Here is a 13,837-nt window from a genome sequence, read left to right as displayed (position 1 = left end):
TTATGCTACTTAAGATGATTAACAGCCAATTAGACGAGAAATAACGAGACGTTGAATTTCAGACGTTCCCTCACCGATTTCCATTAACTTAATGTCACGCAGATGACGTTCTACGTCGTATTCTTTCATATACCCTGAACCACCATGAATTTGAATGGCTTGATTACAAGTACGGAAGCCCATTTCAGAAGCAAATAATTTTGCCATTGCCGCTTCCTTCCCGAATGGTTTCTTTTGATCTTTAAGCCATGCCGCTTTATGTACTAACGTACGCGCAAGCTCTATCTCCATTGCCATATCGGCTAATTTAAATTGAATTGCCTGAAGTTTTGATATGGGTGCACCAAATTGTTCACGTTCTTTTGCGTATTTTAATGCTTTCTCATAAGCCGCCTGTGCAATTCCTACAGATAATGCAGCAATGGAAATACGCCCTCCATCTAACGTATTTAAAAATTGGCTAAATCCGCGTTTTTCATCCCCTAATAGATTAGCCCTTGGTACACGAACGTTTTGCAAAATAATCTCACACGTATTGGAGCCACGTACGCCCATTTTGTCGTAATTGCAGTTGATCGTTACGCCAGGAGTGTTAGTTGGTACAATGATAGATGAGATAATTTTTTTCCCATCTTCACGTTTACCTGTCACTGCTGTCACAATAATTTGACGTGCATAGCCAGCATTTGTGATCCAGCATTTTTCACCATTAATGATGTAATCATCACCATCAATTACGGCTGTTGTCCGTGTCCCCCCAGCATCTGAACCTGCATTAGGCTCTGTTAGGCCAAACGAACCTAATGTTTCCCCTTTCGCTAACGGAACTAGCCATTCCTGCTTTTGCTCCTCTGTACCAAAATTGTAAATAGGCGAAGCACCTAGGCTAACTGCTGCTGCATAGCTTAATCCTGTACCGCCACATGCACGACCGATTTCTTCAACAGCAAGTGCGTAGGATACCGTATCTCCACCTGACCCACCGTACTCTTCAGGAAACGGGATTCCTAATAAGCCAAGCTCTGCCATCTTTTTAAAGCTCTCTATTCTCATCGTCGATGTCTCGTCAACCTCACGAGCATACGGTTTAATTTCATTTTCAGCAAAATCACGCACCATGTCTCGAATCATCACTTGCTCTTTCGTTAGTTCAAAGTTCATCCCCAGTCCCCCTAATGTTTAATTTGCCATAGCGGATTTCGTTTCAGATGATAGTTGTAAAAAATCAATTATGCCTCGGCATAATTGCGTCCGGAATCGGCTTTGGGCCAACACAATGTTTTTTGCGCGAAAGCGTAGTGCTAACGCATCCTCTCTTTCAACGGGGGTTGAGACCGGTTGAAAGAAGTTAATACCGACTAGTCGGTTTGTTTTAAGTATTAATAAAACCAGTCTCTACTGCTGGCTCCCCCTTGACCATAAATTGAACGGCTTCATCCATTGCTTGTTCAGTGACAATCGCACGCAATACCATATCCGTAAAGACTTCTGTAATTTCCTCCATTGTTAAAGGACCCGATTGCTTAAACCATTTATATGTCCAGTTAATCATCCCCACAATAGCCATCGTTACAATAGTACAAGGTAGTTCTGTACGGAAATCCTTTGTTTGCTGGCCTTCCTCTATGACTTTTTGTAAAATATCCCGATATTGATCTCGTTTTTCATGAATAATTTCACTATATTCTTCAGGTAATGAACGGCTTTCCTCATAAAAAACAGTAATATGTGCTTGATACATATCAAATACTTTGGTCAGTGTTTGCAGCATCGCACATAAACGTGTAATTGGTGTATCGTATTTGTCATATGCCTCTTGTGACTGTTTAATCACATATGAAATAAATACATCGTGAATTTCATACAACAATTCATCTTTCGATTTAAAATTATGATAAAATCCACCCTTTGATGCACCAATATATTCAACAATGCGATCAACAGTTACATTGTGATAGCCATCTTGCTGAAATAGCACTACAGAAGCGTCAACAATACGTTGTTTTAATGTTTTCTTTACCATAGGCATCTATCATCCTTCTTATTACTCTTTACTCCATCACCTCTTATAATTAGAAAAGGTTTTAGGTCATGGCCATAATGTGTGGTTGATTTCCGTTCCGGCTGGGCGCTTTGTTGCTGCCGCTTCGCTTTCGCACAGAAAACATCCGCTTCGCTGCAGGGTCTCGGGCCAACACGATGTTGGTCACGAAGGCGTTATCACAGGATGTGATGCTTTTAGCCTTCGTTCCCCTATCGCTGATCCCCAAGGAGTCGCCCAGCCTCCACTCCAATCAACTTATTTACATGGTATACGTTTTAAGAAAATGTCATCCCAAACTTCCGATGTTGGAACAATTTATTAGAAATCACTTGTATGGCACATCACTATAACGTAAGTTTTAACATTATGACGACCCTTTATTTTCCTAATTATTAAAAAACTATGACACCATTAATATAGCACCCAGAAAAATTAGTGTCTAGCAACAAAATAGATTTTATTTAAAATTACGAGAATTTATTTTACATAAAGCAGAATTTCAGAAAACATCCCGAATGAACAAACATACAATTATTGTATGTTTCACGCCTTATTTTTATGACTAAAATTGCAAAAAAATTCCCTAGCGCTGTACAAAAACACTAGAGAATCTCAAAACATAGTTATGAAGCTTTTGGTATTTTACGTAGCCACGAGATGATAATCGCAATGATTAATGCAAAGCCTAAATACCCCATTGTTGAATATACCTTTCCAACTAATGTCGTGAACCCTACTAAACTCGCCACAAAGCCTATTAAACCAATCACCACGATTCCTATTTTAAAATATTGATGGTCAGGCGCTATAAAGCGTACTGTAAATGCATAAAGCATTCCTACAGCTGTATTGTACATCATGCCTAATAAAGCAATAGACATTAAGATACCCACTACAGGATGAATCTGTTTTGCTAGCTCTAATGTTGGCATCGCCGTCCCACCAACCACATCCATTTTAACGAACAAGGCAATATTAATAAGTATGATTAAAATACCGAGCATTAAACCACCAAGAAAACCGCCTAAACCGGCAATCTTACGCTCTTTTACTGTTCCCCCCATAACGATTAACATCGCAGTACCAGCAGCTATGTTATAAGATACGTAGAGAAGTGCACCTAGTATCCAATTAGATGCCGCAGATGTTTGCTCTTTCGCTAACACATTCTGTTCTGCAATTGTTAAATCCATTGTAAATATGGAGTAAATTAAAATAATAAACACAATTCCCATTAAATATGGTGTCACTAATGCTATTATATTAATAATATTTTTAACGTTTAATAGCAATGTTAAAATCGTCATGATGACCATAAAAACACTGCCAATCATCGGGTTTATCCCAAACATTTGCTCAAATGTTGACCCCGATCCAGCAAACATTACAACTGCTACACCAAATAAGAAGAATGTAATGACAATATCTAATATAGCCCCAACATAACGTCCACCAATTTGATAGATAACCTCTTTATGAGATGTTGTCTGTGAATTTGCACCTAATTGCGCTAAACTCATCCCTAAAAAGGCAAATGCAATTGTGGCCACAATTCCTCCCGCTATACCGTAAAGGCCAAAGCTCGTAAAGTATTGCATAATCTCCTGTCCTGAAGCAAAACCAGCACCAACGATTAATCCTACAAATGCGCCACCTATCTGCCAACTTTTTTTCATAGAACACCTGCTTATCTAATCAATTATATTCATAGGCTTCCTAACGAAATATACTTCTTATTTATATGTTTTCTGTGCAACCGTGAACATATCGATCGTCTCTCTATTTACGTCATAGCCAATACCTGCTTTTTGAGGAACCTCAATATAGCCGTCCTTCACTACAACTTCTGGGTCAATGATATCCTTTTCCCAATAACGACTTGAGCCTGCAGTATCTCCAGGTAAAATAAAATTCGATAATGTAGTTAACGCCACATTATGTGCTCGACCAATACCAGACTCCAGCATGCCTCCACACCAAACTGGAATGTTATTTGCCTCACAATAATCATGTATTTTCTTCGCTTCTGTTAGGCCACCAACTCTACCAATCTTAATGTTAATAATTTTAGTACTGCCTAACTCAACAGCTTTACGTGCATCCTCCAATGAATGGATACTTTCATCCAAGCAGATTGGCGTATCGATTAATTTTTGCAACGCTGCGTGGTCAATGATGTCATCTGACGCTAATGGCTGCTCAATCATAGTTAGATTAAAAGCATCTAGTTGCTTAAGTGTTTCAGCATCTGACAGGCTATAAGCTGAGTTCGCATCCGCCATAAATGCCACATTAGGGAACGCTTCTCGTAATGTACGCATTACTTCTACATCCCAACCTGGCTTGATTTTGATTTTCATGCGTTTATAGCCTTCTTTAACAAAACCATCTACTAACGCTACTAAGTCCTCAATTGATTTTTGAATACCGATACTGATCCCTACTTCAATATTGTCCTTTTTGCCGCCAAGTGCAGCTGCCAGTGATTGATTCGTCTGTTGGGCATAAATATCCCAGATTGCACCTTCAATAGTCGATTTCGCCATATTATTTTTGCGAATTGGTTTAAATAATTCATTGACCTCATCCGGATGCTGAAGCTCTTTATTTAAAATAAGAGGAATTAAAAAATCTTCCAGCATATGCCAGTTCGTTTGTAATGTTTCCTCATTGTACCAAGGAGAATGGAACGCTACAGATTCCCCCCACCCGATTGTTCCTGCTTCATCCTTTGCCTCTAAAACTAAAAAATCTTTATCCTCAAATGTGCCAAAGCTAGTTGTAAATGGTTCTTTTAATTTCATTTTTAAATGTCTAATGGTAATTTCCGTGATTTTCATATTGGTTTGCTCCTTCCAGATTTAAAATTTCTAATTTTACGAGGACATATTCGTTGTAATGTTCTTGCTGCTGCAATTGAATAGCCGCATAACCTTGTGCAAATAACCGTTGTAAAATATGTCGCGTTTTAAAGCGCCAGTCCAATGCTAATGCCGGGTCTTGCAGCTTTAATGCTTGAAAATCCTTTGGTACAGGTAGCGTATATAAATCTCTATCGTATTTTAAATTTTCAGTTATTTCTAAACGTAGGAATCCCTGTTCATTTTGTACACAGCTTGCAACTGGTATGGCGCCATCTGTATCTATTGAAACATTTTTACTTACGTAATCAGAGGTTATATACCAGCACACCTCAAAACGATCTGAAGGGAGTCCTTTATTTAATCCATCCTGCATTTCACCGTAGCAGTTTTCTATATACGTATAACAAATACCATTTAATTTTGACAGATTAAGAAAACCATTTCTTGTTTCCAGCGGATCAAACGTCCACACCATTAAATCGTAGCCCCGCTCAATAGCAATAGCTTGCTGGGCATATTTTAATTGTTCACCTATTCCTTTGGAGCGGTAATTTTCGTCTATCCCCAACATATGGGAACATAAATAGCTTTTGCCCTCTCGAAATCCTGAAAAGCCATAGCTAAAGCCAACCAATTGATCACCATCATAGGCACCAACAACGATACCGCCATTTTTTACAGCCGTTAAAGTTTGATGAATGGGAATTGAAGGCATTCCCCAAACGTTATATTCCAATTGCTGAACTTGCTCCAGCTGTTTAATTGTCTTTATTTCCCTTATGTCAATCAATACTCTCACTTCTTTCTATTCTTTATCCCCTATTGATGGCTAGGGCCTATAAAGCCCGTAAAATAGCTCTCGTGATAATGTTCACTCCCGTAATAAGCCGCTCTCGATTAAACGTCATTTTCGGATGGTGTAATCCTGGTGTTACACCACAACCTAAGCCAAGCATTGTTGCTTTAAGGTTCGGACGCTCATACGTATAAAAATGAAAATCTTCTCCTCCAGGAGTGACGACTGGTGAAGCGCATGCTTTTTCACCAACCGTATCGACAATAGCTGAATTCATATGTTGTAATGCCTCATCATTCACTAACGCAGCAACAATATGAGCATCTACATTTAAAGAAATTTTGGCACCATACATCGCTTCCACCGATGCCTTTACACGTTCAACACCAATCGTGATTGCTTCCATTACTTCATTTGTTTGTGCTCGTGCATCAATACTAAATGTTGCTTTTCCCGGAATAATGTTTGTAGAAGCTCCTCCTGCATTAAATTGTGTCATTTTGACTGACGCAGAGACGTTGGGGTCTGTCCATATTTTTTGTAACCCTTCGACAATTGCGGCCCCTACCTCAATGACGTTAATACCGAGTTCAGGTCTTGCGCCATGTGCCTCTTCCCCAATAATGGTCCCAGTAAAAAGCTTTGCCGCACCATGGTACAATGCTGGGGCATACGTTCCGTCTTGTAATTCTTTTAACGGGCGAACATGGACACCGAATAAGTATTCTAGATTATCAATAAGTCCCTTCTCAACGAATGCACGAGCACCCTGTGCCTTTTCTTCAGCAGGCTGAAAAAGAATACGTACTGCGCCGGGGAGTAAATGCTCCATGTCCTTTAACACCAGTGCCGTTCCAATAGCCATCGTCATGTGACCATCATGACCGCAAGAATGATTAGCTTGAAATTTGCCATCAACTTCCTGCCATAGTGCATCAATATCCGTACGAAATCCGACTCTCGGTATCCCTTCCCCAATATCTACATACAATCCCGTCATATCCTCAAACAACTGAGGTTCCATCTGTGCCTCCTTCAATATATTGGCGATATATTGCGTTGTCTTCTTTTCCTGCCAGCTAATTTCCGGATGCTCATGAAGATGTGTAAAAATATCAGCCAATCTCGGCTGTAAGTTTTGTAAAACTTGATTCATAGTATTCAACTCCATCGATTTGCTAAAAAGCTATTTTGGAAATCATCATATTTTATTCGTTGATTTTCATAATAGTCGTGATCTTGTGCAGTCATACCTGCAATTAGTGTATTTAAAAATGAGATCAATGATGGCATTGCGTCAATCGTAGACATTTCTTGTTGTTCATTCACAAAGGTTATCGTTGCATATTGCGTGATAGGTGCAATTTTAGAATCTGTAATACCGATAATCTCACAATTTTTCCCTTGAATTTCAGCCGCAAATTGTATCGGTTCTTTAAAATAACGATGGAACGATAAAATAATGACCACACTATCCTCATCAATTTCTTGTAAAGCCCTAACGATTTCACTAGTTTCAAAATCTAAAAGAACTACGTTAGGACGTAGCATATTTAATGTAAAATGCAGCCATTGTGCCGCTAAACGGGAGGACCCATTGCCAACAATATAGACTTTCTTCTTCGTATGCAGTAGGTACGAAGCACGATCAAAATCTTCCTCGTTAATATTTTTAGCAACATTTAAAATACTCGATGCATCCTTTTCCATCGTTTTTTCATAAAAACGTGGCGTTTCAAATAGTGCCTGCTTGGATTGCAAATAATTTTGCAAGCTACTTGCCTTTCCGTCATTGAATAAATGCATCGTGATCTCCCGCTGCAACTCAGCATAACCCGATAATCCTATCGCGTAGCAAAAGCGGATAACCGTCGTTTCGCTTACCCCGGCCTTGTCCCCGACATATGCAGCAGAATGAACACCGACAGTCTGCAAATTTTTGAGGATGAAGATCGCTACCTTTTGCTGACTCTTTGAAAGTTCCTGATATTTATGTTGAATGACTTGTTGAATTGTTTGATTGTCCATCAAAGAAGTACATCCTTCTCATTTTATTTTTTGAAGTTTAAACTTCATTTTCATGTTACATACAGTAGCATACTTATTTTCTTAATTCAATATATTTTCTGAAATTTCTGTTTATAACGAACAAAAAAGCGGGAATGTTAATTTATTTAACACTCCCGCTTTTTTTATTTATAACTATTCATCAAACTTCATCCCTTTTAACAAATCTGCAAAAGCATTGTTCAAAGGTTCTGCTTCTTTTTCTTGCTGTTTCATGTATTTTTGTACACTGCGCTTATCTACTTTGCCGCCGCCCTCTTTTTTACGTCGGGCTTCAAATGCAGATAACTTTTCACGATAACCACATTTACATACGAAAATTTGGCCGTCGCCTTCACCGCGTAGTTCTAGCTTTTTCTTACATTGTGGACATCTTGCGTTTGTGACACGTGATACGTTTTTACGGTGACCACATTCACGATCTTGGCAAACAAGCATCTTGCCTTTTTTACCGTTGACTTCAAGCATTGGCTTGCCACAATCAGGGCAGGATTTTGTTGAGATATTGTCATGCTTATATTTTTTATCACTCGCTTTAATTTCTGTAACTATTTCTTTCGTGTGCTTTTTCATTTCGTTGATGAACACATCTTTTTTCAGCTTACCTTTTGAAATTAACTCAAGCTTTTGCTCCCATTCGGCTGTTGTCGCTGGAGAGCGTAATTCTTCTGGCACTAAATCAAGCAACTGACGACCTTTAGATGTAATGTAAATTTCTTTGCCGCCACGTTTTTCGATTAGGAATGAATTAAATAGCTTTTCGATAATATCTGCACGTGTTGCAACTGTCCCTAATCCTCCAGTTGATTTCAACGTATCTGCAAGCTTCTTGTCGTTCGTCTCCATATACTTCGTAGGATTTTCCATCGCTGATAGTAATGTTGCCTCGGTAAAACGTGCAGGTGGCTTTGTTTGACCAGATGTTTGGGCAATTAGCTTTGTTTTTAATACTTGTCCTTGTTCTAAACGAGGAAGCAGTTGTTCTTTGACATCATCCGTTGATTCCTCATCATCAAAACGATTTTGATATACTTCTTTCCAACCAGCATTGATAACGGTTTTCCCTTTAGCAATAAATTTCTCATGCCCGATTTGTGCTTGGACGGTTAATTGCTCATATTCTTGCGCTGGGAATAACACAGCTAAAAATCGTTTTACTACTAAATCATATATTTTACGCTCTTTATCATTGAATGCAGATACGTTCACATAGCCCTCAGTTGGGATGATCGCGTGGTGATCAGACACTTTACTGTCATCCACAAATGATTTATTCGCTTTAATCGGCTTTGTTAAAATTTTATTCGTTAATGTACGATATTCGCCGATGCCACATGCTTTTAGACGCTCAGGTAATGTGCCTATAATATCAGATGATAAATAACGTGAATCTGTTCGCGGATATGTTAGCACTTTATGAGATTCATATAGCTTTTGCATAATATTTAATGTTTCTTTTGCCGAATAGCCAAATAGTTTATTGGCATCTCGCTGTAATTCTGTTAAATCATAAAGACCTGGGGCAAATGATTTTTTCGGCTTGCGATCAATTGAAGCAATTTTTGCATCTTGATTGCCTAGTGCTTTGACAATAACGTCCACTTTTTCTTTGTTGAAACTACGTGAATTACCATTTGCATCTTGCCATGTAAGCTTTAACGAATCTGTTTGTGCTTCAATACCGTAGTACGTTTGTGGTTTAAAGTTTTTAATTTCATCTTCGCGTGCAGCTATCATCGCAACAGTTGGCGTTTGAACACGGCCACAGTTTAGCTGTGCATTAAATCTTGTCGTTAATGCACGTGTCGCGTTTAATCCGATATACCAATCCGCTTCAGAACGAGCAACCGCAGCAGCATATAGGTTATCGTAGTTTTTACCTGGTTTTAAATTAGCAAATCCTTCTTTAATGGCTTTATCTGTAACAGATGAAATCCATAAACGTTTAATCGGCTTATTTACTTTCGCACGTTCAATAATCCAACGTGCTACAAGCTCACCCTCACGACCAGCATCTGTTGCAATAATAATTTCGTTTACATCGTTACGAGTAAGCTGTGATTTTACTGCATTGTATTGTTTGCTCGTCTGTTTAATCGTTGTTAATTTTAGACGCTCTGGTAGCATCGGTAGGTCTTCTAAATTCCATTTTTTATATTTTTCATCGTAGCTCTCTGGATCGGCTAGCGTTACTAAATGCCCTAATGCCCACGTTACGATATATTTATCGCCCTCTAAAAAGCCATTTCCTTTTTTATGACACTTCAATACATTCGCAATATCGCGTGCTACTGAAGGTTTTTCTGCTAATACAAGGCTCTTTGCCATCCGTTTAACACCCTTTCTTACAATCCATATCCTAAATATAGCATATAGCGATCGGTTACACCTATACGACCTATTACAAGTTGCTATCATCATCTGGTACAAATGGTAACTTACAAATATTGATTGTCATTTTACTCAACAGAATAGAGTAAGGCCATACAAGTAAATAAACCTTCGTAAACATTAAAGTCTACAAAGGCTAGTGTCTTACTCTTGATCTTTTGCTCTACATGTGGAAGTATCTTTTTATTCATTATTTAGCATTTTTAATGTACGAGATAAAAAAACGGCAAAATGTTGGCGACTTACTGGCTGGTTAGGCATAAAATTACCATTTGAACCTGTTGTAATGTTATGCGAAGCTAAAATTTGAATATATGGATTAAATTCATTTGTAGCTTGGACATCCTTAAAGGCTACGGGTTCTCCAACTAAATGTAAATCAAAAGCATTCACCAGTATTTTTGCAAGCTGTGCTCTTGTAAGATACTGATTGGGGTTCATATTGTCTCCACTACCATCAATAATGCCAGCTTCATAAAATGGTTTAATGATTTCATAGTAGCTGTCTTGATCACTTAAGTCTTTAAAGCTTTTCATTTCTCGAATAGGTGCAAGCTCAAATCCTTCAATACGACTAATCATAGAAAAAACATGTTTTCTCAAAATGGAGTCATTCGGTTTAAATATTGCATCGCCATACCCTTTAACAATCTCTTTATTCGCTAATTCTTCTATTTGCAGACGGTAAGGATGGTTCGTTGTCACATCTGTAAAAAGAATAGACTCATAACGGATTGTATAATCGATATCTTTGTTCATCGATGCATTCGTTGTAATATCTAGCTGATAGTTTCCTTCAGGCAATTGCTGAGACCAAGCTTTATTTCCATTAGCAGTATATTTATAGGGAGTAGGTTCATAGTATGATGTTTGTTCATCCCATTTGCGTAGCTCAATACTTATTGGATTGTTCGACGTCGTAAAAATAACAAATGGATTTTTACTTGTATGCTTCACTTGATACTCATCAAAATCAAAGTAATCTTTAGCTACTGAAACAATGCCTGATACCGTTTGATTATATTGTAAAATCGTAGGTCTAAATAACGCTTCAACGACTGTATTTGGAAGGTTCTCTGTTTTCACAGTAAATTGATAGTCTTTGTTCACGCTTAGATATGGATCTGTACTAATTTCTATATAATACGTTCCCGCTGGCAAATATGCTGAGGAACTATTTACGTACCAACTTGCATTTAAATCTAAAATCTTTTTCTTCTTTTCATCCATTAAACGAGCATTGTATTTATCCCCAGGCGTTGTTATAAATTGTTCATTTAACTGCAATGTAACTTTCTTCGGTTCATTTAATGTAAATCGAAAGTAATCATGATCTGTAGAATTTTGATTGTTGCGTCCATAGATAACTGTATTCAGTGGAATGACATTGGCACTTTCATAATCGTTGTTTGGCTCTGTATCTAATTTTATATCGTTCACTATTTTGTAAGAAACCTCTGATACTTTATTATAAAGATGTGCATCGTATGTGCCTTTCTTCAAACGAATCCTATGAACCGTTTTAGATTTATCCCCATCATACTTCGATGTCTCCATTCTTGAAACTAACGCTCCCCAACCAATGTTAAGATCCAGAGTAGTATAACTCGCGGTTGGATCCGTAAAAGTAAATTCATAAGTGGCTTCTTTTGGCACTTCGATTTTATATTCCCCCCAAATCGTTACCTTACTATTTTCCTTCCATAATTCCGCTTTAGATAATACTTCGTCCTCATATGTCCCCTCAGCAAAAACTGAAACAGAAGACATCGCCATTAATAAAAACACAAAAAATACTATTTTCTTCATCTATTTCTCCTTTTCTAAAAACTATTAAATCTTTGATAAAAATAATAATTATACATTATCGTTGCTAGTTACTCTACTGTATAAATAGAAAAAACACGATTTGTCTCATACTTCGGGTTATAAACTAATGAGAATTGGTTAAGACAGCGAAAATGATCGGGTAGCTTGAAAAAATGATCAGGTACACATGGGATCTGATCGGGTTTCCCCGAAAAGTGATCAGCTTCCCTCGAGATTTGATCGGGTTCCCCCGAAAAGTGATCAGGTACTCACGGGATCTGACCGGGTTTCCCCGAAAAGTGATCAGGTACTCTCAAGATCTGATCGGGTTTCCCCGAAAAGTGATCAGGTACTCTCAAGATCTGATCGGGTTTCCCCGAAAAGTGATCAGGTACTCTCAAGATCTGATCGGGTTTCCCCGAAAAGTGATCAGGTACTCTCAAGATCTGATCGGGTTTCCCTGAAAAGTGATCAGGTACACCATGGGGTCTGATTGAATAAGACGATCAATGTAAAAAGCAAATCCACATTATTTGTGAATTTGCTCTTTTATATGCTTCAAAAAAATGTATACGTGAACGTCATACTCAATCTCTTAAAACATATGTTGAGTTAACAGAATGTTCACGAATTTTAAAGGAGATGAATGAATGGATGCTCGAACTTTCAGACCTCGGAATGTGATTTTTATGACGATTGTTGTTTTTGTATCGATGTTAATTGGTTACGGTATATATATTAATTTTATTGATGTTCCCTTTCCATAACGGCTTACTTCTTTAACTGACTTAACAAGTATTTGCGGTTGTCTAGTATCCGTTGATCCTTTGGCTTATATTTACGCGCTGCCTCATTATGCTGATATGCATTTTCATAGAGACGCAAGCGATTATATAGCAAGCTTAACTGAAAATGCGGAAGCCATGTGGAATAAGCATAGTTGTGAATGGCCATTGTCTGTTCTATAGGCTGCTGTAATGCTTGCGAATACCAGTAAATAGCTTCTTTATTTTTCAATTGCTCCATAAAAAAGTGACCAATTCGACAACATGCTTCTGGCCTTGGTCGATCATATAATAATGATTGTAAAATAGCTTGTGTGGCTTGTTTTGAATTTTGTAGCTGTTTGTAGCAATCGGCTAAATTGAAGCAAGCTTGAATTTGATCATCAGCAGAGCCTTTTGTGGAATCAAGGAAAATCTGATAGTGATTGATAGCTTCTAAAAATCGATGATGATTTTTGAGTTCATTAGCGTAATGAAATGTTTCTCTAGCTGAAAATGGGTGCCCTTCTTTCTTTAAACGTTCATAAATAGTAATATTGCGATGAATATCACTTTTTCTTGGCAAATGGGTAACTGCTATATCGCTATGATAGAGCTGGCCCGTTATATCTAAATACTCATGGACGGCACCCTGCCACTGAAAATTACGTGCACGTTTTACAAGCCGAAATCTTTTTTCACTTACTTCGACACAACCATCGGCATCGAGTGTTACATAATAATCCATAGAAACTGCATCGACATTAGGGTAATACAGCGACTGCTTAAGCTGAAGGAACTTTTGCTGATGTTCTGTTGTGATCACATCATCAGCGTCGAGCCATAAGATAAAATCTTTCGTAGCTTGCTGAAAGGAAAAGTTACGAGCTTTGGCAAAGTCATCACACCAGGCAAAATCGAAAATTCGAGAGGTATAATTTTGGACGATATCTTTTGTACGATCAGTTGAACCTGTATCAATAATATTGATTTCATCCACTAAATGTTGAACAGAGTCTAGGCATCTTTCAATAATACATTCCTCATTTTTGACAATCATACATAAACTAATCGTAAACATCGATCCCCTCCTTTTTTAGTA

At 38.0% G+C, this 13,837-nt stretch carries 10 protein-coding genes; all 10 read right to left on the bottom strand.

The window, feature by feature from the left end:
• Positions 1–18: 18 nt before the first annotated feature.
• Positions 19–1,161, bottom strand: coding sequence for an acyl-CoA dehydrogenase (locus tag MWJ95_RS04820; protein ID WP_249075259.1), 1,143 nt, complete (start codon positions 1,159–1,161; stop codon positions 19–21).
• Positions 1,162–1,372: 211 nt separating this feature from the next.
• Entirely contained in the window at positions 1,373–2,023 is a 651-nt protein-coding gene (locus tag MWJ95_RS04815; protein WP_249104923.1) for a TetR/AcrR family transcriptional regulator, read from the bottom strand.
• Positions 2,024–2,667: 644 nt separating this feature from the next.
• A complete protein-coding gene (locus MWJ95_RS04810; RefSeq protein WP_249075260.1) occupies positions 2,668–3,720 on the bottom strand; it encodes a YkvI family membrane protein in 1,053 nt (350 codons plus the stop codon).
• A gap of 57 nt (positions 3,721–3,777) precedes the next feature.
• Positions 3,778–4,884, bottom strand: coding sequence for an o-succinylbenzoate synthase (menC, locus tag MWJ95_RS04805; RefSeq protein ID WP_249075261.1), 1,107 nt, complete (start codon positions 4,882–4,884; stop codon positions 3,778–3,780).
• On the bottom strand, positions 4,859–5,707 hold the full coding sequence (locus MWJ95_RS04800) for a GNAT family N-acetyltransferase (protein ID WP_349294136.1): 849 nt from the start codon (positions 5,705–5,707) through the stop codon (positions 4,859–4,861). The genes menC and MWJ95_RS04800 overlap by 26 nt, the downstream gene beginning before the upstream one ends.
• A 37-nt stretch (positions 5,708–5,744) precedes the next feature.
• Positions 5,745–6,860, bottom strand: coding sequence for a M20 peptidase aminoacylase family protein (locus MWJ95_RS04795; protein ID WP_249104572.1), 1,116 nt, complete (start codon positions 6,858–6,860; stop codon positions 5,745–5,747).
• Between the two features lie 5 nt (positions 6,861–6,865).
• Positions 6,866–7,732: a MurR/RpiR family transcriptional regulator gene (locus tag MWJ95_RS04790; protein ID WP_249104920.1), complete on the bottom strand. Its 867-nt coding sequence runs from the start codon at positions 7,730–7,732 to the stop codon at positions 6,866–6,868.
• A 174-nt stretch (positions 7,733–7,906) separates the two neighbouring features.
• A complete protein-coding gene (locus MWJ95_RS04785; RefSeq protein ID WP_249075264.1) occupies positions 7,907–10,099 on the bottom strand; it encodes a DNA topoisomerase III in 2,193 nt (730 codons plus the stop codon).
• Positions 10,100–10,345: 246 nt separating this feature from the next.
• Positions 10,346–11,971, bottom strand: a complete 1,626-nt coding sequence (locus MWJ95_RS04780) for an S-layer homology domain-containing protein (protein ID WP_249104570.1) — start codon at positions 11,969–11,971, stop codon at positions 10,346–10,348.
• Between the two features lie 771 nt (positions 11,972–12,742).
• Complete coding sequence (locus MWJ95_RS04775; RefSeq protein WP_249104568.1) at positions 12,743–13,816, bottom strand: glycosyltransferase; 1,074 nt, start codon at positions 13,814–13,816, stop codon at positions 12,743–12,745.
• Positions 13,817–13,837 lie beyond the last annotated feature (21 nt).

Origin of the sequence: Lysinibacillus sp. Bpr_S20, from assembly GCF_023337835.1 — a bacterium.
GTDB lineage: Bacteria > Bacillota > Bacilli > Bacillales_A > Planococcaceae > Lysinibacillus.
The sequence above is the reverse complement of the archived record's forward strand: the minus strand, read 5'-3'. Positions and strand labels throughout refer to the sequence as shown.

Coding starts and splice junctions, on each gene's coding strand:
- MWJ95_RS04820 (WP_249075259.1), bottom strand. CDS start 1,161: ATGAACTTTGAACTAACGAAAGAGCAAGTGATGATTCGAGACATGGTG.
- MWJ95_RS04780 (WP_249104570.1), bottom strand. CDS start 11,971: ATGAAGAAAATAGTATTTTTTGTGTTTTTATTAATGGCGATGTCTTCT.
- MWJ95_RS04795 (WP_249104572.1), bottom strand. CDS start 6,860: ATGAATCAAGTTTTACAAAACTTACAGCCGAGATTGGCTGATATTTTT.
- MWJ95_RS04785 (WP_249075264.1), bottom strand. CDS start 10,099: ATGGCAAAGAGCCTTGTATTAGCAGAAAAACCTTCAGTAGCACGCGAT.
- MWJ95_RS04775 (WP_249104568.1), bottom strand. CDS start 13,816: ATGTTTACGATTAGTTTATGTATGATTGTCAAAAATGAGGAATGTATT.
- MWJ95_RS04790 (WP_249104920.1), bottom strand. CDS start 7,732: ATGGACAATCAAACAATTCAACAAGTCATTCAACATAAATATCAGGAA.
- MWJ95_RS04815 (WP_249104923.1), bottom strand. CDS start 2,023: ATGGTAAAGAAAACATTAAAACAACGTATTGTTGACGCTTCTGTAGTG.
- menC (WP_249075261.1), bottom strand. CDS start 4,884: ATGAAAATCACGGAAATTACCATTAGACATTTAAAAATGAAATTAAAA.
- MWJ95_RS04810 (WP_249075260.1), bottom strand. CDS start 3,720: ATGAAAAAAAGTTGGCAGATAGGTGGCGCATTTGTAGGATTAATCGTT.